Consider the following 18,622-nt stretch of genomic DNA (forward strand, 5'->3'; position numbering starts at 1 on the left):
GCTATTTCTCCTGACTGACAGCGGCGCAAATCACATTGATGCCGCGGGCCTGAATCTGATCGCGGGCCTCAAGCGGCAGGCGATCATCGGTAATAAGGGTATGGACACTGCTCCAAGGCAGCTCCAGATTGGGAATCTTGCGGCCGATCTTGTCGGCTTCGACCATCACGATCACTTCGCGGGCGACCTCGGCCATGACACGGCTCAGTCCCAGCAATTCATTGAAGGTGGTGGTCCCGCGCACCAGATCGATGCCATCGGCGCCAATAAATAACTGATCGAAGTCATATGAGCGTAGTACCTGCTCTGCCACCTGCCCCTGGAAGGATTCGGAATGCGGATCCCAGGTACCACCGGTCATCAACAGCACCGGTTCGTGCTCGAGTTCGGTCAACGCGTTGGCGACATGCAGGGAGTTGGTCATCACCACCAGGCCCGGTTGCTGGCCGAGTTCCGGGATCATCGCGGCGGTGGTACTGCCGCTGTCGATGATAATGCGCGCATGCTCGCGAATCCGCGTGACGGCGGCGCGGGCAATGGCCTGCTTGTATTTCGAAACCGGTTGGCCGATATCGGCGACCAGCTCCTGTGGCATGGTGACCGCGCCGCCATAACGACGCAGCAACAGACCGTTGCTTTCAAGCGCGGCCAGATCCTTGCGAATCGTAACTTCCGAGGTTTCGAAGCGTTTGGCCAACTCGTCCACACTGACTTCGCCCTGCTCATTGAGCAAGGCGAGGATATTGTGGCGGCGTTGGGGCGTGTTGCGCTTTGACATGACTTGGTAAGTTTCGATTCGAAAGATAACGTAAGCAATCAAAACCTATCGGCGAAACTTCGTCAAGCCAGCATCAGAAAAAAAGATGTGTGGATAACTCAAAAAAAGATCGCAGCCTCCGGCAGCTCCTACAGGGAATTCGTGTTCACTCTGTAGGAGCTGCCGGAGGCTGCGATCTTTTGATCTGTGGATAACTTAACTCTTCTTGATCTTCTCAGGCCGCTTCCAGCCGTCGATGTTCTTCTGTCGAGCCCGGCCTACGGCCAACTGAGCGTTATCCACATTCTGGGTAATGGTCGAACCGGCCGCCGTGGTCGCACCGGAGGAGATATCCACAGGCGCCACCAACGAGTTGTTGGAACCGATGAACACATCTTCACCCAGCACGGTTTTCCACTTGTTGGCACCGTCGTAGTTGCAGGTGATGGTGCCGGCGCCAATGTTGGTGCGCGCACCGATCTCGGCATCGCCCAGATACGTCAAGTGACCGGCCTTGGCACCTTCGCCCATGTGAGCGTTCTTCAGTTCAACAAAGTTACCCACATGTGCGCGGGCCTCCAGCACTGTGCCAGGACGCAAACGAGCGAACGGGCCGGCATCGCTGCCTTCGCCGAGAATCGCGCCTTCGATATGACTGTTGGCCTTGATCACCACGCCTTTGCGCAGGGTGCTGTCCTTGATCACGCAGTTCGGGCCGATCACCACGTCGTCCTCGATGACCACTTTGCCCTCGAGAATCACGTTGATGTCGATCAGGATATCGCGACCAACGGTAACCTCACCGCGCACATCGAAACGTGTCGGGTCGCGCAGGGTTACGCCTTGAGCCATCAAACGACGAGCGGCGCGCAGCTGATAATGACGCTCCAGCTCGGCCAGTTGTTTGCGATCGTTGGCGCCCTGCACTTCCATGGCGTCATGGGGTTGTTCGGTGGCCACCACCAGACCATCACTGACCGCCATGGCAATCACGTCGGTCAGGTAGTACTCGCCCTGGGCATTGTTGTTGGAGAGGCGGCCCAGCCAATCGCCCAAACGCTGGGAAGGCACCGCCAAAATGCCGGTATTGCCTTCGGTGATCGCACGCTCAACCGCGTTGGCATCTTTCTGCTCAACGATGGCAGTCACTTTGCCGGCGGCATCACGGACAATACGGCCGTAGCCAGTCGGGTCATCCAACTCGACAGTCAGCAGACCCAATTGCTGCGGTGCAGCCTGCTTGAGCAGACGTTGCAGGGTTTCGACTTCGATCAACGGCACGTCACCGTAGAGAATCAGCACGGTATCGGACTCGATGAACGGCACAGCCTGGGCCACCGCATGACCGGTACCCAGCTGTTGGTCCTGCAGGACGAAATTCAGGTCATCGGCGGCCAGACGCTCGCGCACCGCTTCGGCACCATGGCCGATCACCACGTGGATGCGCTGTGGATCAAGTTGCCGGGCGCTGTGGATAACATGGCCGAGCATTGAATTACCGGCAATCGGATGCAGGACTTTCGGCAAGGCCGAACGCATGCGAGTGCCTTGGCCGGCAGCGAGGATAACGATTTCAAGGGACATGACTGGCTACCAATCCTGGGTGGTCAGCAACTGCGACCAGGTGATGAATATCGAAAAAGAAAAAAGGGTAGCCGAGGCTACCCTTTTTAATCAATCGCGCAACAAGTCGATGGCCGATTAGTGGCCGAACTTCTTGCGGATCTGCTGGACGGTGCGCAGCTGAGCTGCAGCCTCGGCCAGACGTGCGGCAGCAGAACCGTAATCGAATTCCGCGCCTCGCTCATGCAAGGCTTTCTCGGCAGCCTTAACGGCTTCCAAAGCTGCGGCTTCGTCCAGGTCGGCAGCGCGTTGCACGGTGTCGGCGAGAACCTTGACCATGTTCGGCTGAACCTCGAGGAAACCACCGGAGATGTAATACACCTCCTCTTCCCCGCCCTGCTTGATCAGGCGGATCGGGCCCGGCTTGAGATTGGTGATCAGCGGCGCGTGACCCAGGGCGATACCAAGATCACCCAGTGCACCGTGCGCAACCACCATCTCGACCAGGCCGGAAAAGATTTCCCCTTCCGCGCTGACGATATCGCAATGGACTGTCATAGCCATCTGATTGCCTCAACCTAAATTAGCGCCCGTTGCCGGGCGCCGGGATTACAGTTTCTTGGCTTTCTCGATCGCTTCTTCGATGCCGCCGACCATGTAGAACGCTTGTTCTGGCAGGTGGTCGTAGTCACCGTTGAGGATGCCTTTGAAGCCAGCAATGGTGTCTTTCAGGGAAACGTATTTACCCGAAGCACCGGTGAAGACTTCAGCCACGAAGAACGGCTGCGACAAGAAACGCTGGATCTTACGAGCACGGTTTACCAACTGCTTGTCGGCTTCCGACAGCTCGTCCATACCCAGGATCGCAATGATGTCCTTCAGTTCTTTGTAACGCTGCAGCACGTACTGAACACCGCGAGCGGTTTCGTAGTGGTCGTTGCCGATCACGTTCGGGTCCAGCTGACGCGAAGTCGAGTCCAGTGGGTCTACCGCAGGGTAGATACCCAGGGAAGCGATGTCACGGGACAGTACGACAGTGGCGTCCAAGTGGGCGAAGGTGGTCGCTGGCGACGGGTCGGTCAAGTCGTCCGCTGGTACGTATACCGCCTGGATCGAAGTAATCGAACCTTGCTTGGTCGAAGTGATGCGCTCTTGCAGCACGCCCATCTCTTCAGCCAGGGTCGGCTGGTAACCTACTGCCGAAGGCATACGGCCCAGCAGTGCGGATACTTCAGTACCGGCCAGGGTGTAACGATAGATGTTGTCGACGAACAGCAGAACGTCGTTACCTTCGTCACGGAACTTCTCGGCCATGGTCAGGCCAGTCAGTGCTACGCGCAGACGGTTTCCCGGCGGCTCGTTCATCTGACCGTAAACCAGTGCCACTTTGTCCAGAACGTTGGAGTCCTTCATCTCGTGGTAGAAGTCGTTACCCTCACGAGTACGCTCACCCACACCGGCGAACACGGAATAACCGCTGTGCTCGATGGCGATGTTACGGATCAGTTCCATCATGTTTACGGTCTTGCCTACACCGGCACCACCGAACAGACCGACTTTACCGCCCTTGGCGAACGGGCAAACCAGGTCGATAACCTTGATGCCTGTTTCCAGCAGCTCGTTGCCGCCCGCTTGTTCAGCGAAGGTTGGCGCAGGACGGTGAATGCCCCAACGCTCTTCTTCGCCGATCGGACCAGCTTCGTCGATCGGGTTGCCCAGTACGTCCATGATCCGGCCCAGGGTCGCTTTACCGACCGGTACGGAGATGGCTGCGCCAGTGTTGTTGACGTCCAGACCGCGCTTCAAGCCTTCGGTGGAGCCCATCGCAATGGTACGAACCACGCCGTCGCCCAGCTGCTGCTGAACTTCCAGAGTGGTTTCGGCGCCTTGAACTTTCAAGGCGTCGTAGATGCTCGGTACGCTGTCGCGTGGGAATTCCACGTCGATAACGGCGCCGATGATTTGAACGATACGTCCGCTACTCATAGCTGGATCCTCTGAATATTTGAACCGTTAAACCGCGGCAGCGCCGCCGACGATTTCCGAGATCTCTTGGGTGATCGCAGCCTGACGCGCCTTGTTGTAGACCAGCTGCAAATCGCTGATCAAATCACCGGCGTTGTCGGTAGCGTTCTTCATCGCGATCATCCGCGCAGCTTGTTCAGCCGCGTTGTTCTCGACCACCGCCTGGTAGACCTGCGACTCCACGTAACGGACCATCAAGCCGTCAAGCAGCTCTTTGGCGTCCGGTTCGTACAGATAATCCCAGTGGTGCTTGAGTTCTTGATCCGGGGTTGCCACCAGTGGAATCAACTGCTCCACGGTAGGCTGTTGTGTCATGGTGTTGATGAACTTGTTGGACACCACGGACAGGCGGTCAATACGGCCATCCAGGTAGGCATCCAGCATCACCTTGACGCTGCCGATCAGATCATTGATCGACGGCTCTTCACCCAAGTGGCTGATAGCTGCAACGACGTTACCGCCGAAGTTGCGGAAGAAAGCCGCACCCTTGCTACCAACGACACACAGATCGATCTCGACGCCGTTTTCGCGGTTTACCGCCATGTCCTTGACCAAAGCCTTGAACAGGTTGGTGTTCAAGCCACCACACAGACCACGGTCACTGCTCACTACGACATAACCAACGCGCTTTACTTCACGGTCGATCATGAACGGGTGGCGATATTCCGGGTTAGCGTTGGCCAGATGGCCAATAACCTGGCGGATGCGCTCCGCATAAGGACGGCTAGCAGCCATGCGCATTTGTGCCTTGCGCATTTTGCTGACCGCCACTTTTTCCATGGCGCTGGTAATCTTTTGCGTGCTTTTGATGCTCGCAATCTTACTGCGAATCTCTTTTGCGCCTGCCATGTAACACCTATCAGGTTAGCAAGCGGGAGCCGCTAGGCTCCCGCTGCGGCTTACCAGGTTTGGGTGGCCTTGAACTTCTCGATACCGGCTTTCAGGCCGCCATCGATTTCGTCATTGAAGTCACCCTTCACGTTGATCTTCGCCATCAAGTCGGCGTGATCGCGGTTGAAGTAAGCAATCAGCGCTTGCTCGAAGCTGCCGATCTTGGCGATTTCAACGTCGGTCAGGAACCCACGCTCAGCGGCATACAGCGACAGCGACATGTCGGCGATCGACATTGGCGCGTATTGCTTCTGCTTCATCAGCTCGGTAACGCGCTGACCATGCTCAAGTTGCTTACGGGTCGCTTCGTCCAGGTCAGAAGCGAACTGGGCGAATGCCGCCAGTTCACGGTACTGAGCCAGAGCGGTACGGATACCACCGGACAGCTTCTTGATGATCTTGGTCTGAGCGGCACCACCCACACGGGATACCGAAACACCGGCGTTCACAGCAGGACGGATGCCCGAGTTGAACATGGCCGATTCCAGGAAGATCTGACCGTCGGTGATGGAAATCACGTTGGTCGGAACGAACGCGGAAACGTCGCCAGCCTGGGTTTCGATGATCGGCAGTGCGGTCAGGGAACCGGTTTTGCCGGTCACTGCGCCGTTGGTGAACTTCTCTACGTATTCTTCCGAAACGCGGGATGCGCGCTCCAGCAGACGGGAGTGGAGATAGAACACGTCGCCTGGGTAAGCTTCACGGCCTGGTGGACGGCGCAGCAGCAGGGAAATCTGGCGGTAAGCCACTGCTTGCTTGGACAGATCGTCATAAACGATCAGCGCGTCTTCACCGCGATCGCGGAAGTATTCGCCCATGGTGCAACCGGAGTACGGTGCCAGGAATTGCAGTGCTGCAGATTCCGAAGCGCTCGCTGCAACGATGATGGTGTTAGCCAGTGCACCGTTTTCTTCCAGCTTGCGAACTACGTTGGCGATGGTCGATTGCTTCTGACCGATAGCTACGTAGACGCAGAAAATGCCGCTGTCTTTCTGGTTGATGATCGCGTCGATCGCCAGAGCGGTTTTACCGATCTGACGATCACCGATGATCAGCTCACGCTGGCCACGGCCGACAGGGATCATCGCATCGACAGCCTTGTAGCCAGTCTGTACAGGCTGGTCTACCGACTTACGCCAGATCACGCCTGGAGCAACTTTCTCGACCGCGTCGGTCTCGGTGTTGTTCAGCGGACCTTTGCCGTCAACTGGGTTACCCAGTGCGTCGACTACGCGACCCAGCAGTTCCTTACCAACCGGAACTTCGAGGATGCGGCCGGTGCACTTGGCGCTCATGCCTTCAGCCAGAGTCTGGTATGCGCCCAATACAACGGCACCTACAGAGTCTTGCTCCAGGTTGAGAGCCATACCGAAGACGCCGCCCGGAAACTCGATCATCTCGCCGTACATAACGTCGGCCAGACCGTGAATCCGCACGATACCGTCAGATACGCTGACGACAGTGCCTTCGTTACGGGCTTGGGAGGTCACATCGAGCTTGTCGATGCGGCCCTTGATAATTTCACTTATTTCGGAAGGATTGAGTTGCTGCATTGCTCTGCTGCCCCTTCAAACTCAAGATTTCAATGCTTCGGCAAGTTTCGCGATTTTGCCGCGAATCGAGCCATCGATAACCAGGTCGCCGGCGCGGATGACAACACCACCAATAAGGGATGAGTCTTCCTCGACTTGCAGGCGCACTTCCCGGTTGAGTCGTGCACTGAGAACCTTGGCGAGTTTGTCTTGCTGTTCTTGGTTCAATGCAAAAGCACTGGTCACTTCAACGTCTACCGACTTCTCTTGTTCGGCCTTGTACAGGTCAAACAGAGCGGCGATCTCCGGCAGAAGCGGGAGACGGTCGTTTTCGGCAACGACGTGAATGAAGTTCTGTGCCTTGGCATCAAACTTGTCGCCGCACACGTCAATGAACGTGGCGGCCTTTTCTGCGCTCGTCAGTCGCGGGGCCTTGAGCACGCGCTGCATGGTGTCGTCTTGCGACACCGCTGCTGCCAGGCCGAGCATGGCTGACCAATTGGCCAGTTGCTGGTGGGCCTGAGCGTGCTCGAAGGCCGCCTTAGCGTAAGGTCGGGCCAACGTGGTCAGTTCTGCCATGATCGCCCTCGCTTAGATTTCAGCAGCCAGTTGGTTAACCAGCTCTGCGTGCGCGTTTTGATCGATTGCTTTGCCCAGGATCTTCGCAGCACCGCCAACGGCCAGGCTACCCACTTGGGCGCGCAGCGCGTCTTTGACGCTGTTCAGTTCCTGTTCGATCTCGGCCTGAGCCTGAGCCTTCACACGGTCAGCTTCGACGCGAGCCTGTTCACGGGCTTCGTCGACAATCTGGGTACCGCGTTTCTTGGCTTGCTCGATGATTTCAGCTGCCTGAGCTTTCGCTTCGCGCAGTTGCTGACCCGCTTTCTCTTGGGCCAACTCCAGGTCGCGAGCTGCTCGGCTGGCAGCGTCCAGACCATCAGCGATCTTCTTTTGACGTTCGTGCAGAGCCGTGATGACCGGAGGCCAGACGAACTTCATGCAGAACAGTACAAAAATCAGGAACGCAACGGACTGGCCAATCAGGGTCGCATTAATGTTCACGCCAACACCTCGCAGTTACGTTGTCCATCACACCAAATTACCCGGAAGATCCGAGTAATTAGCCAGCGATTTGACCAACGAACGGGTTCGCAAAGGTGAAGAACAGAGCGATACCAACACCGATCATGGTTACGGCGTCGAGCAGACCGGCAACGATGAACATTTTAACTTGCAGCATTGGAACCATTTCTGGCTGACGCGCTGCGCCTTCCAGGAACTTGCCGCCCAGCAGGCCGAAACCAATTGCGGTACCCAGTGCGCCCAGGCCGATCAACAGTGCAACAGCGATAGCGGTTAGACCAACTACAGTTTCCATCTTTCCTCCCGACTTTTACGTCGTATGGTTTAGGTTTTTTAGATTTTAAAGCGGTAAAACAAATCGTTTCATAGCCCGTTTAGGGCACCCACCCGTTTGACCGGGTGGGACATCAGACCAGTCGAGACTGGTCTTAATGGTTTTCTTCGTGCGCCATCGACAGGTAGACGATGGTCAGCATCATGAAGATAAATGCCTGCAGGGTGATGATCAGGATGTGGAACACAGCCCACGCCCACTGCAGAACTACGCCCAGGCCGCTCAGCCAGAGCAGACCGCTGCCGAACATCACAGCGATCAGAATGAACACCAGCTCACCGGCATACATGTTGCCGAACAGACGCAGAGCCAGGGAGATCGGCTTGGCGATCAGGGTCACGAATTCCAGCAGGAAGTTCACCGGAATCAGCAGCGCCTGAACAAAGATGTTCTTGCTGCCGAACGGGTGCAGGGTCAGCTCGCCGATGAAGCCGCCGAGGCCCTTGATCTTGATGCTGTAGAAAATGATCAGCGCAAACACCGTGAAGGCCATGGCCAAGGTAGCGTTCGGGTCGGTGGTCGACACGGCGCGGAACGGGATGTGGTGGTCGCCGGAGATCAGGATGGCCAGCTGAGGAATCCAGTCAACCGGTACCAGGTCGATGGCGTTCATCAGGAAGACCCAGACGAAGATGGTCAGTGCCAGCGGTGCAACCACTGGACTACGGCCATGGAAGCTGTCTTTCACGCTGCCATCGACGAATTCGACCAATACTTCAACGAAGTTCTGCAAAGCACCAGGTACACCTGTAGTCGCCTTCTTTGCCGCCATGCGGAAAAGAAGAACGAAGATCAGACCCAACGCGACCGACCAGCCGAGGGTATCGACGTGGAAAGCCCAGAAGCCCATTTCCTTGGCTTCTGCTGCGGAGTGGGCAAAGCCCCAGCCGCCGTTGGGTAGCTGACCGAAGGTCAGGTTCTGCAAGTGGTGCTGGATATAGCCCGAAGCGGTTGTTTCTGCCATGGTTGCCTCAAACGCCCTAAGGTCTCGAAAGTCTTGTTCTCATAAGCAGGGGAGCGAACCAGCTGACCAGTTGGGTCAGCACGAAGACGCCGAATACTGCTAACGGCGCCAATGGCTTCACACCTGCAAACGTCAATGCAAACAGCACTGCCGTCAAAATCAGTTTGCCCGCCTCGCCGGCATAAAAAGACCGGACGATAGCTTGAGCTGCTCGGGCGCCGGAAAACCGAAATGCCCTGTGAGCGAAATAAATATTGGGAAGCAAGGCTATCAGGCCTCCGCAAAGTCCTGAGTACCCGGCAACGACTCCATACCATCGCCAGAGCGCCAAAGCGGCAATCAGCAAAACGACGAATTGAGCCATTAACACCGGAAAAACAGCCAATCGATGGAAAGGCAAGCGGTCTGGCGTGCGGTTTTCCATCACTTTTGCTCCCCAATGGTCGGCTGCCGAAATTCAATAACTTGGCATAATTTGTGCCGACAAAATGCGCGCAGAGTATAGGGGCGGTTCTGCCCCTATTCAACTGTCAGGTAGTGATTTCCGACTTCACGCTACAAGAGGAATTGTTTCAGCGGATGTGTGCGAGCACACCTTGAAGTTCATCAAGAGAGTTGTAGCCGATCACCAACTGCCCCTTACCCTTCTTTCCGTGGCGGATCTGCACCGCAGAGCCTAGGCGCTCGGCCAGGCGCTGCTCGAGCCGGGCGATATCCGGGTCCGGTTTTGCCGGTTCCACAGGCTCCGGTTTGCCACTCAACCACTGGCGAACCAGTGCTTCAGTCTGGCGCACAGTCAGCCCCCGTGCGACAACATGTCGCGCCCCTTCAACCTGTTGGTTTTCCGGTAAACCCAGCAAGGCACGGGCATGACCCATTTCCAGGTCGCCGTGAGACAGCATGGTCTTGATGACTTCCGGCAACGAAATCAGGCGCAATAGGTTGGCCACGGTAACGCGGGACTTACCCACAGCCTCGGCCACTTGTTGCTGAGTCAGCTGGAATTCCTGCTGCAAACGCTGCAAGGCCACCGCTTCTTCGATCGGATTGAGGTCTTCGCGCTGGATATTCTCGATCAACGCCATGGCGATGGCGGTTTCATCCGGCACATCGCGGACCATCGCCGGGATGGTTTCCTGGCCAGCCTGCTGGCTGGCGCGCCAGCGGCGTTCGCCGGCGATGATTTCGAAGCGACCGCTGCCAATCGGGCGAACCACGATCGGCTGCATCACGCCCTGAGCCTTGATCGACTGCGCCAGCTCTTCCAGCGCCTGAGGATCCATGTCGCGACGCGGCTGGTACTTGCCACGCTGGATCAGGTCCAGGGGCAGGTGCTGTAGCTCACGCTGGTCGGCTTGCACCGCTTGTTCTTCCAGCGAGCTGACAGTCGGACCACTCAGCAGTGCATCCAGTCCACGTCCGAGACCTCGTTTCTTGACGGCCATGGGGATTCCTTAAGTTGCCTGGGCAGCGGCGGTGCGTGAATTTTTGCGTTGACGGCGAACCATCTCACCGGCCAATGCCAGATAGGCAATCGCGCCGCGCGATGATTTATCGTACGCCAGCGCCGGCATGCCATAGCTTGGCGCTTCGGCCAGACGGATGTTGCGCGGAATCACGGTGTCGTAGAGCTGATCGCCAAAGTGTTCCTTGAGCTGCGCCGAGACGTCGTTCATCAGGCTCAGGCGCGGGTCATACATGGTCCGCAACAGGCCTTCGACTTTCAGGTTCGGGTTCAGCAGTTCGGCAATGCGCTTGATGTTATCCACAAGGTCGCTCAACCCTTCGAGCGCGAAGTACTCGCACTGCATGGGGATAATGACCCCGTCGGCGGCAACCAGCGCATTGAGCGTGAGCATCGACAGCGATGGCGGGCAGTCGATCAAAATGTAATCGTAGTTTTCACGGATCGGCGCCAACGCGCTGCGCAGGCGGCTTTCCTTCATCTGCATTTCCAGCAGAACGACTTCGGCCGCGGTCAGATCGCGGTTTGCCGGCAACAACTGGTAACCACCGTGTTCGGAATAGTGCATGGCCTGGGCCAGATCACATTCGCCGATCAACAGATCGTAGACCGAGTTTTCCAGACCGTGTTTATCCACACCGCTACCCATGGTGGCGTTGCCCTGTGGATCAAGATCGATCAACAGCACCCGACGCTTGGTAGCGACCAGGGAAGCTGCGAGGTTGATGCAGGTGGTGGTCTTGCCCACACCACCCTTTTGGTTCGCTATCGCGAATACCTTAGCCATTCTTGCTTGTGTTCCCAATCATGCCGTGCGGCGCAGTATCAGCAGATGGCGTTGGCCTTGGCAACCGGGTACGGCCAGGGCGTGTTCGCTATCGAGGTGGAAGTCTGCCGGCAATGCTACCAGCTCATCGGCGGGATGAACGCCCTTCATTGCCAGCCAGCGTGTGTCGGCGTCGCCCAAATGGCGAGTCCAGTTGCTGAAGTTTTCCATGCTGCTGAACGCCCGGGAAATGATCCCGTTGAATGGCAGTTCAGGCTGGAAGGCTTCGACGCGACTGTGGATAACTTGCAGGTTATCCAGTTTGAGTTCGAGTTTGACCTGGGTCAGGAAGCGGGTTTTCTTGCCGTTGCTGTCCAGACAGGTCACCTGGGACTCAGGAAACAGGATCGCCAACGGAATACCCGGCATGCCTCCGCCGCTGCCAACGTCCAGCCAGCGACCATTTTCGACGAACGACATCACGCTCAAGCTATCGAGCAGGTGACGGGAGACCATTTCGTCCGGATCACGCACGGCGGTCAGGTTGTAAGCCTTGTTCCATTTGATCAACAAAGCCAGATAACCCAGCAGCTGAGCGTGCTGGGTTTCCGTCAGTGTGACACCGAGCTGGCGAGCACCTGTGGATAACTCTTCTGCATGTTGCGAGGTAACCAACGAACTCAAGCGCTTTGCTCCAACTGACGGCCCGCGCCGCGTTTTTTCAAATGAATCATCAACAGCGAAATCGCCGCTGGGGTCACGCCCGGAATACGCGACGCCTGGCCCAAAGTCTCTGGACGGGTCGCACCGAGCTTGCTCTGGATCTCCTTGGAGAGACCGGAGATGTTCGTGTAATCGATATCCACAGGCAGTTTGGTGTCTTCGCTGGCCCGCAGGCGTGCGATTTCATCCTGTTGACGGTCGATGTAACCGGCGTATTTGGTCTTGATTTCGACCTGTTCGGCGACCTGTGGATCTTCTGCGCCCCCGCCAGTCACGGCGATCAGACCAGCGTAGTCGATTTCCGGACGGCTCAGCAGGTTGAGCAAATTGTATTCGTGGGTCAGCGGCGTGCCGAACTTCTCGGCAATCGCATCGCCCTGCTCGGTGCCCGGGCGAACCCAGGTACTTTTCAGGCGTTGTTCTTCCAGATCGATGCTTTCGCGTTTTTTGCAGAAAGCCGCCCAACGCGCGTCATCCACCAGACCCAGTTCGCGACCTTTTTCGGTCAGGCGCAGGTCGGCGTTGTCTTCGCGCAGAATCAAGCGGTATTCGGCGCGGGATGTGAACATCCGATACGGTTCCTGGGTACCGAGGGTAATCAGGTCGTCAACCAAAACGCCGATGTACGCTTCATCACGACGCGGGCACCAGGCATCTTTGCCCTGGGCTCGCAGTGCGGCGTTGGCTCCAGCCAGCAAACCCTGGGCGCCGGCTTCTTCGTAACCGGTGGTGCCGTTGATTTGCCCGGCGAAGAACAGACCGGCGATCACTTTGGTTTCCAGGCTGTACTTCAGGTCACGCGGGTCGAAGTAGTCGTACTCGATGGCGTAGCCCGGACGCACGATGTGCGCGTTTTCCATGCCGCGGATCGATTGCACGATCTGCAATTGCACGTCGAACGGCAAGGATGTGGATATCCCGTTCGGGTACAGCTCGTGAGTGGTCAACCCTTCCGGTTCGATGAAGACCTGGTGGCTTTCCTTGTCGGCAAAGCGGTGGATCTTGTCTTCGATCGATGGGCAATAACGTGGGCCGATGCCTTCGATCAACCCGGCATCGGAATACATCGGCGAACGGTCGAGGTTGGCGGCAATGATTTCGTGGGTCCGGGCGTTGGTGTGGGTGATCCAGCAACTGACCTGTTTCGGGTGCTGTTCTTTGGAGCCCATGAACGACATGACCGGGATCGGCGTATCACCGGCTTGCTCGGTCATGACCGAGAAATCCACAGACCGACCGTCGATACGCGGCGGAGTACCGGTTTTCAGGCGACCGACACGCAATGGCAGTTCACGCAGACGACGTGCCAAAGCAATCGAAGGCGGATCACCGGCGCGACCGCCGGAATAATTCTGCATGCCGATGTGGATAAGTCCACCGAGGAAGGTGCCCGTCGTCAGCACCACGGAGTCGGCGAAGAAACGCAGGCCCATTTGCGTGACAACGCCGCGCACTTGTTCCTGTTCGACGATCAGGTCGTCCGCGGCCTGTTGAAATATCCACAGGTTCGGCTGGTTTTCCAAAGCTTCGCGGACAGCGGCCTTGTACAGAACCCGATCTGCCTGGGCGCGAGTTGCACGCACGGCCGGGCCTTTGCGGCTGTTCAATACGCGAAATTGAATACCACCTTTATCGGTAGCCATGGCCATCGCGCCGCCCAGGGCATCGATTTCCTTGACCAGATGGCTTTTACCGATCCCACCAATGGCGGGATTGCAGCTCATGGCACCGAGGGTTTCCACGTTATGCGTCAGCAACAGGGTTTTTGCCCCCATACGTGCTGATGCAAGTGCTGCCTCGGTACCGGCATGACCGCCGCCGATGACGATCACTTCAAAACGGGAAGGGAAATCCACCACGCACCTCGTGCCTGCTTTAGTCAGGTAATCCGGAATAGTTTGAGCTCAGGTTCTTGGACCTGGTCGGCAAGTATAGGGACTTCGCCCTTCCTAAAGAACCCTTTGCACAAAATTTAACCAGCTGTGGAGAAGTCGGGGTTATAGAAATTAAAAAGAGAGAAATTTATTAAATCTTTGTTTTTATGTTTATTTCTACTGACCAACCTTTCTGTGGATAGATTCATACAGGCCTTTATTTTCAATGTGTACAGAGATTCAAAACCCTGTGGTCATGTGCCGAGGAGGCCCTTGGATAACCGGTGTAAGCCTGTGGATGAAAGGGGCTGTTATCCACAGAGGCGGTTATCTTCAGTTTTGAGGCCTTGTTATCAACTGCCCTTAGCGACAGTTATTCACAGGGCTTAATCCACAGAAAAGGGCTGACCGAGCAAATCCCGGGCACGGAAAATCTGCCCGAACAGAAAAATCTGCTCGGGAGCGGAGGGCTATTTCAGAAGAAGAGGGGCAGACAGGCCAGAACGGCCTGTCTGTGGGTAACGCAGAAGGACTATTTACCGATGCAGAAGCTGGAAAAGATCCTGCCCAGCAGATCATCGGAGCTGAATGCCCCGGTGATCTCGCCCAAAGACTGCTGGGCTTGCCGCAAATCTTCGGCCAGCAGTTCACCGGCACCCGCTAACGTCAGCTGTGCGCGGCCGTGTTCGAGGGACGCACTCGCATGGCGCAGTGCCTCCAGGTGACGCCTGCGAGCACTGAAGCTGCTTTCAGAGGTCTGCTCGTAACCCATGCAGGCCTTGAGATGCTCGCGCAACAACTCCAGGCCTTCGCCGGCGGACCTGGCACTGAGGCTGATCGTGACGTGGCCATCGTTACTGACTTCCAGGGCAATTGCTTCGCCCGTCAGGTCTGCCTTGTTACGAATCAGCGTCACTTTTGCCGGATCCGGGCGGGTTTCGAGGAATTCAGGCCACAAGGCAAATGGATCAATGGCCTCGGGAGCCGTGGCATCGACCACCAGCAATACCCGATCCGCCTCGCCGATGGCTTTCAATGCCCGTTCGACGCCGATTTTCTCGACCTGATCGTCGGTATCCCGCAGCCCGGCAGTGTCGACCACATGCAACGGCATGCCATCGATGTGGATATGTTCGCGAAGAATGTCCCGGGTCGTGCCGGCAATCTCGGTCACGATCGCGGCTTCACGTCCGGCCAGGGCATTCAGAAGGCTGGACTTGCCGGCATTCGGCCGACCGGCGATGACTACCGTCATGCCGTCACGCAGCAAGGCCCCCTGCCCGGCTTCCCGAAGCACTGTGGATAATTCGTCGCGCACTTTGTCCAGCATGCTCAGCACGTGGCCATCGGCGAGGAAGTCGATTTCTTCTTCGGGGAAGTCGATAGCCGCTTCGACGTAAATGCGCAGGCCTATCAATTGCTCGGTTAGGTTATGCACACGCTGGGAAAACGCCCCTTGCAACGAACGCAGGGCATTTCGTGCTGCCTGTGCAGAACTCGCCTCGATCAGGTCGGCAATGGCTTCGGCCTGAGCCAGATCAAGCTTGTCATTGAGGAAGGCGCGCTCGCTGAATTCACCCGGTCGGGCCAGACGGCAGCCCAGTTCAAGGCAGCGTTTGAGCAACATATCCAGGACGATTGGTCCGCCGTGGCCCTGCAGCTCCAGCACATCTTCGCCGGTGAACGAATTCGGTCCCGGGAAATACAGTGCGATGCCTTCGTCCAGCACCTCTTCGTTTTCACTGAGGAACGGGCCGTAATGGGCGAACCGCGGTTTCAGCTCGCGGCCGCTGATGGCTTTGGCCGCCACACTCGCCAGCGGCCCGGAAATACGGACGATGCCCACACCGCCGCGACCTTGAGCGGTGGCAACGGCAGCGATGGTTTCACGAGGAACGCTCATAAACCGGTATCCAGACAAAAGTGACAGATAGCAAAACGCCCCACTAGGGGGCGTTTTGAGTGGTTATCCACAGTGTAAATCAGGCAGCTGCTTTGGTAGCCGCTTCGATCTTACGAGTGATGTACCACTGTTGGGCGATCGACAGGCAGTTGTTCACTACCCAGTACAGTACCAGACCGGCCGGGAACCACAGGAAGAAGAAGGTGAAGATGATTGGCATCAGCTTCATCACCTTGGCCTGCATTGGATCCGGAGGCGTCGGGTTCAACTGCTGCTGGATGAACATGGTTGCGCCCATGATGATCGGCAGAATGAAGAACGGATCCTTGATCGACAGGTCAGTAATCCACAGCATGAATGGCGCCTGGCGCATTTCCACGCTTTCCAGCAGAACCCAGTACAGCGAAAGGAAAACCGGCATCTGCACCAGGATTGGCAAGCAGCCACCCAGTGGATTGATCTTCTCTTTCTTGTACAGCTCCATCATGGCTTGCGACATTTTCTGCCGGTCTTCGCCATGTTGCTCTTTCAGCGCGGCCAGTTTCGGTGCCACTGCACGCATGCGCGCCATGGATTTGTAGCTGGCGGCCGACAGCGGGAAGAAAATCCCCTTGATCAGCATGGTCAGGAAGATGATCGAGAAGCCCCAGTTACCAACCAGTGCGTGGATATGTTGCAGCAACCAGAAGATTGGCTGGGCAATGAACCACAGAATGCCGTAGTCGACGGTCAGTTCCAGACCTGGGGATAACTGTTTCAGCACAGCCTGGCTTTTTGGACCTGCGTACAGAACGGCGCTGGTTTCAACTTTGGCACCTGGCGCAGCAGTCAGCGAAGGACCGGTGTAGCCGATGATGTAGTTGCCTTTGCTGTCTTTACGGGTCTGGACGACGTTGTTTTCGCCCTTGGCCGGAATCCATGCGGTCACGAAATAGTGCTGCAACCAGGCAACCCAGCCACCGCTGACGGTTTCTTTCAGCTGAGCCTTGTCCATGTCCTTCATCGACACTTTCTTGTACGGCTCGTTACTTGTCCACAGGGCGGCGCCCAGGTAAGTCGCGGTGCCGGTGGCAGTGCTGGAAGAAGGATCGGAACTGGCGTCACGCTTCAGTTGCGCGAACATTGCACCGGACCAGGGCTGAGCGCTCTGGTTGTCGATCAGGTAGGAAACGGTTACGTCATACAGGCCACGTTTCAGGGTGAAACGCTTGATGTAGTTGACGCCGTCCTTGCTGAACTTCAGGTCCACGACCAATTGGTCCTGACCGTCAGCCAGTTGATAAATCTTCTTCTCGGAGGAGTAAACCGGACGACCGGCAGGACTTGCGTCCGGACCGTTGGTGCCGATCAGGCCGCTCTGAGCCAGATAAGTCCGCTCGTTGCCGTTATCGAACAACTGGAATGGAATTTCCGGATGGTCCTGGCGACGTGGATACAGCGGCAGCGTCAACTGGGCAACATCGCCACCTTGTGGATCGATGGCCAGGTTGAGCACATCCGTTTTGATCTGGATGAGGTCTTTGCTTGCAGCCACTGGCGTTTCAGCAGGTGCAGTTGCACTGGTATCGCTTGCGGCGCGCGGGATGTCGTCACTGGCGGAAGCATTATTGCCAGTCGCCGTATCCGGTAGACCCGGTGCGGTAGTACTGGAAGCAACATTCTGAGTCGGCAGGGCAGCCTGGCCATAGTCCTGGTTCCATTTAAGAACCATAACGTAGGACACGATTGCCAGGGCGACGATCAGGATCGTGCGTTTGATATCCATGATTACTCGGCCATCGAAGAAGAACGGGAGGTAGGGATAGGTGGAACCGGGTCATAACCACCGGGATTCCACGGATGACAGCGACCTAAACGACGAAAGGTCAGCCAGCCACCGCGCAGAAGGCCATGATTTTCTATGGCTTCTAACGCGTAGCAGGAACAACTGGGGTAGAAACGACAGTGATTGGCCATCAGGGGACTAATGGCATAGCGATAAAACTGGATCGGAACGAGTGCCAGTTTACGCATCGGGACTGTCTACCCCTACAGTTTCGGCTTTGACTGCTGGTACCGGCTTGCTGCGTGCCAGACGTTTCCAGAGTTTGCCGAAATGCTGAATCAATTCGGGGTTTTCTACGTCACCCAAACCTTTGCGCGCGACGATAACAATGTCCCAACCGACCAGTGAATCCTGGTTCAGGCGAAACGATTCGCGCATCAGACGTTTGAGGCGATTGCGCTCGACGGAGAGCTTTACGCTCTTTTTCCCGATAACCAGCCCGAGACGGGGGTGATCAAGATCGTTATTGCGCGCAAGGAGCAGGAGATTTTTCCCCGGAACCTTGCCGGTAGGGGAGTCAAAGACTGCCTTGAAATGCCGGGGAGTAAGCAGACGCTTATCCCGACTGAAGTCCTGACTCACCTCCAGTGCCGGATTATCAAACTGCCAGACGCGCACGACCTTTGGCGCGACGACGCGACAGGACGGCACGACCGTTCTTGGTAGCCATGCGAGCACGGAAACCGTGGGTACGAGCGCGTTTGATAGTGCTTGGTTGGAAAGTACGTTTCATTGTCGTGTTACCTGGTTCGTCCACAACGGGCCGGAATGGCCCCCGTTTTAAGAGACCGGGGATTCTAGAGAAAGCAAGCCTCTAGGTCAATTTCCAACCAACGTTTCCTTATAAATAGATCTCCAGAGGATTTGCTCGTCCGCAGGTCGTTCGCTAGATATAGAAATAAAGAAGGGAATTATTT

20 protein-coding genes are annotated in these 18,622 nt (G+C 56.8%); all 20 read right to left on the bottom strand.

The genetic code is table 11. The annotated features are described in order from the left end of the window. Position 1: 1 nt before the first annotated feature. The 20 genes from PGR6_RS28895 to rpmH all read right to left on the bottom strand — a co-directional run bounded on the left by PGR6_RS28895 (position 2) and on the right by rpmH (position 18,438). A complete protein-coding gene (locus PGR6_RS28895; protein WP_007934349.1) occupies positions 2-778 on the bottom strand; it encodes a DeoR/GlpR family DNA-binding transcription regulator in 777 nt (258 codons plus the stop codon). Positions 779-973: 195 nt separating this feature from the next. Further along, positions 974-2,341 carry a bifunctional UDP-N-acetylglucosamine diphosphorylase/glucosamine-1-phosphate N-acetyltransferase GlmU gene (gene glmU / locus PGR6_RS28900; RefSeq protein ID WP_019580347.1) on the bottom strand — a complete coding sequence of 456 codons (1,368 nt, stop codon included), beginning with the start codon at positions 2,339-2,341 and terminating at the stop codon, positions 974-976. A 117-nt stretch (positions 2,342-2,458) separates the two neighbouring features. Further along, positions 2,459-2,884: a F0F1 ATP synthase subunit epsilon gene (locus tag PGR6_RS28905; RefSeq protein WP_007934346.1), complete on the bottom strand. Its 426-nt coding sequence runs from the start codon at positions 2,882-2,884 to the stop codon at positions 2,459-2,461. Positions 2,885-2,929: 45 nt separating this feature from the next. Then, positions 2,930-4,306 carry a F0F1 ATP synthase subunit beta gene (atpD, locus tag PGR6_RS28910; protein WP_007969907.1) on the bottom strand — a complete coding sequence of 459 codons (1,377 nt, stop codon included), beginning with the start codon at positions 4,304-4,306 and terminating at the stop codon, positions 2,930-2,932. 27 nt (positions 4,307-4,333) lie between these two features. After that, positions 4,334-5,194 (bottom strand): F0F1 ATP synthase subunit gamma, encoded by an 861-nt coding sequence (gene atpG, locus PGR6_RS28915; RefSeq protein WP_007934344.1) that lies wholly within the window; start codon positions 5,192-5,194, stop codon positions 4,334-4,336. A gap of 50 nt (positions 5,195-5,244) precedes the next feature. After that, positions 5,245-6,789, bottom strand: coding sequence for a F0F1 ATP synthase subunit alpha (gene atpA / locus PGR6_RS28920; RefSeq protein WP_007969905.1), 1,545 nt, complete (start codon positions 6,787-6,789; stop codon positions 5,245-5,247). A 21-nt stretch (positions 6,790-6,810) separates the two neighbouring features. Continuing rightward, entirely contained in the window at positions 6,811-7,347 is a 537-nt protein-coding gene (locus PGR6_RS28925) for a F0F1 ATP synthase subunit delta (protein ID WP_064621179.1), read from the bottom strand. 12 nt (positions 7,348-7,359) lie between these two features. Further along, complete coding sequence (locus PGR6_RS28930) at positions 7,360-7,830, bottom strand: F0F1 ATP synthase subunit B (RefSeq protein WP_064621180.1); 471 nt, start codon at positions 7,828-7,830, stop codon at positions 7,360-7,362. Between the two features lie 58 nt (positions 7,831-7,888). Further along, positions 7,889-8,146, bottom strand: coding sequence for a F0F1 ATP synthase subunit C (gene atpE / locus PGR6_RS28935; protein WP_003097235.1), 258 nt, complete (start codon positions 8,144-8,146; stop codon positions 7,889-7,891). Positions 8,147-8,279: 133 nt separating this feature from the next. After that, positions 8,280-9,149 (bottom strand): F0F1 ATP synthase subunit A, encoded by an 870-nt coding sequence (gene atpB / locus PGR6_RS28940; protein ID WP_007934337.1) that lies wholly within the window; start codon positions 9,147-9,149, stop codon positions 8,280-8,282. A 16-nt stretch (positions 9,150-9,165) separates the two neighbouring features. Beyond that, on the bottom strand, positions 9,166-9,573 hold the full coding sequence (locus PGR6_RS28945) for a F0F1 ATP synthase subunit I (RefSeq protein WP_064621181.1): 408 nt from the start codon (positions 9,571-9,573) through the stop codon (positions 9,166-9,168). A gap of 148 nt (positions 9,574-9,721) precedes the next feature. Next, on the bottom strand, positions 9,722-10,594 hold the full coding sequence (locus tag PGR6_RS28950) for a ParB/RepB/Spo0J family partition protein (RefSeq protein WP_007934333.1): 873 nt from the start codon (positions 10,592-10,594) through the stop codon (positions 9,722-9,724). Between the two features lie 9 nt (positions 10,595-10,603). Further along, positions 10,604-11,401, bottom strand: coding sequence for a ParA family protein (locus tag PGR6_RS28955; RefSeq protein WP_007934331.1), 798 nt, complete (start codon positions 11,399-11,401; stop codon positions 10,604-10,606). 18 nt (positions 11,402-11,419) lie between these two features. After that, the gene (rsmG, locus tag PGR6_RS28960; protein ID WP_064621182.1) at positions 11,420-12,064 is read right to left on the bottom strand and encodes a 16S rRNA (guanine(527)-N(7))-methyltransferase RsmG; all 645 of its coding nucleotides are present in this window, start codon (positions 12,062-12,064) and stop codon (positions 11,420-11,422) included. Further along, on the bottom strand, positions 12,061-13,959 hold the full coding sequence (mnmG, locus tag PGR6_RS28965) for a tRNA uridine-5-carboxymethylaminomethyl(34) synthesis enzyme MnmG (protein WP_018927325.1): 1,899 nt from the start codon (positions 13,957-13,959) through the stop codon (positions 12,061-12,063). Before mnmG ends, rsmG begins: the two co-directional genes overlap by 4 nt. A gap of 550 nt (positions 13,960-14,509) precedes the next feature. Then, entirely contained in the window at positions 14,510-15,880 is a 1,371-nt protein-coding gene (gene mnmE / locus PGR6_RS28970) for a tRNA uridine-5-carboxymethylaminomethyl(34) synthesis GTPase MnmE (protein WP_064621183.1), read from the bottom strand. A gap of 79 nt (positions 15,881-15,959) precedes the next feature. Further along, a complete protein-coding gene (gene yidC / locus PGR6_RS28975; protein ID WP_018927323.1) occupies positions 15,960-17,645 on the bottom strand; it encodes a membrane protein insertase YidC in 1,686 nt (561 codons plus the stop codon). 2 nt (positions 17,646-17,647) lie between these two features. Next, entirely contained in the window at positions 17,648-17,893 is a 246-nt protein-coding gene (yidD, locus tag PGR6_RS29835) for a membrane protein insertion efficiency factor YidD (RefSeq protein ID WP_003213574.1), read from the bottom strand. Continuing rightward, positions 17,886-18,287 (bottom strand): ribonuclease P protein component, encoded by a 402-nt coding sequence (rnpA, locus tag PGR6_RS28980; RefSeq protein ID WP_026286513.1) that lies wholly within the window; start codon positions 18,285-18,287, stop codon positions 17,886-17,888. The genes yidD and rnpA overlap by 8 nt, the downstream gene beginning before the upstream one ends. Positions 18,288-18,303: 16 nt before the next feature. After that, entirely contained in the window at positions 18,304-18,438 is a 135-nt protein-coding gene (gene rpmH / locus PGR6_RS29840) for a 50S ribosomal protein L34 (protein ID WP_003213577.1), read from the bottom strand. Positions 18,439-18,622: the final 184 nt, after the last annotated feature.

It is taken from the genome of Pseudomonas sp. GR 6-02 (genome assembly GCF_001655615.1).
In the GTDB taxonomy this organism is placed as follows: Bacteria; Pseudomonadota; Gammaproteobacteria; order Pseudomonadales; family Pseudomonadaceae; genus Aquipseudomonas.